Source organism: Gordonia sp. i37 (genome assembly GCF_002043085.1).
GTDB lineage: Bacteria > Actinomycetota > Actinomycetes > Mycobacteriales > Mycobacteriaceae > Gordonia > Gordonia polyisoprenivorans.
Map to the genome: position 1 here is coordinate 1 of NZ_MVPX01000506.1, position 727 is coordinate 727.

A 727-nucleotide genomic window follows, 5' to 3' on the forward strand; every position below is an offset into this window, starting at 1 on the left:
CGGAGTTGTTCGTCTCCGAGACGACGGTGAAGTCGCACGTGGCCAACATTCTCGCCAAGCTCAACCTACGCAACAGGATTCACGTAGTGATCTACGCCTATGAGCGTGACCTGGTGCGACGCTATGGATGAGCAGACGGCGTCGGGTTCCGTAGCATCGGGCCATGACGCAGCTGGAGATCATCGTCCGCGGAAACGCCGACGGAAAATTCACGCCAGAGCGGGCAGTGGTGCACCTTCGGGTGGCAGTGTCGGGGAGTGAACGGGAAGCGGTGTACCGCGACGCGATCGAGGTGCATGCGCGTCTGATCGCGACGCTCGACGAACTGGCCGGCACCGACGCTGTGGCGACGTGGTCGAGCGACACGGTGCATGTCTATTCCCATCGGCCCTATGACGCGAAGGGCAAGCTGCGAGACCTCGTGTACTCCACCAACATCGGCGTCGACATCGAATTCGCCGACGTCGACGCGTTGGGCGGGTTCATCGACGTGTGGGCGCAGGAATCCGGGGTCGACATCGCCGGCGTGCGGTGGGCGCTCACCCCGGAGAACCGGCGTCGGTACGAGGCGGAGTTGCGGCGCGTGGCCGTCGAGGACGCGGTACTCAAGGCGCAGGCCTACGCCGATGCGGTCGGGCGCGGGCCGGTCACCCCGACCCAGCTCGCCGACCCGGAGATGCTCGACGCCCACCAGCCGATGCCTCGGGCGCTGCTGGCCGCCGGGGCG

General features: G+C 66.6%; 2 protein-coding genes. Both read left to right on the top strand.

Annotation, left to right across the window (positions count from 1 at the left end):
• The coding region (locus B1964_RS24750; RefSeq protein WP_139765859.1) for a LuxR C-terminal-related transcriptional regulator at positions 1–131 on the top strand (131 nt) is incomplete at its 5' end.
• A 32-nt stretch (positions 132–163) separates the two neighbouring features.
• On the top strand, positions 164–727 hold a 564-nt coding region (locus tag B1964_RS24755), incomplete at its 3' end, for an SIMPL domain-containing protein (protein ID WP_079931682.1).